Source organism: Arthrobacter sp. 10N44_2 (assembly GCF_056394385.1).
This window is the reverse complement of record NZ_JBFTHT010000051.1, coordinates 1-437: the sequence shown is the minus strand read 5'-3', so window position 1 is coordinate 437 and position 437 is coordinate 1. Positions and strand designations below refer to the sequence as shown.

The following is a 437-nucleotide window of genomic DNA, read 5'->3' as shown; positions in this document are numbered from 1 at the left end:
AACACCAGACCACACCACGGGGTGGCGGGCCCGGCAAATTCAACCAATTCAATACAATAAATTGGTATCAACAAACTTGGCACACTATTGAGTTCTCAAACAACAGACACACCCGGCACCACCACAACCAACAAACAGTCGCGGATCGCTCCGGAGCAACTTTTCAAACTTACCCGAGTCCGGACCGCTTTGCAAATCAGCGTTTCCGCGACCCGCAAACCATCCAACCCGCCCCACCCGAACCCGGAGCGCACAAAACGCCGACCAGATCCGGTCTTGAAATTTAGGGGATTGGCCGCCTCCGGTTCCCAGCATTTCCGCTGGTCTCCCTCGCGGCGACTTAGAAAACAATACACCCACCACGCCCCCACCGCAACTCCACCCCCCACACCCACCCCACCACCCAAAAACCCCGCCACCACAACCCAAAACCACCC

At 57.0% G+C, this 437-nt stretch carries 1 protein-coding gene; it reads left to right on the top strand.

The genetic code is table 11. The annotated features are described in order from the left end of the window. Window positions 1-287 (top strand): hypothetical protein (locus tag AC1DBX_RS20680; protein WP_476932671.1); only part of this gene is annotated, 287 nt, incomplete at its 5' end. Between the last annotated feature and the right edge of the window lie 150 nt (window positions 288-437).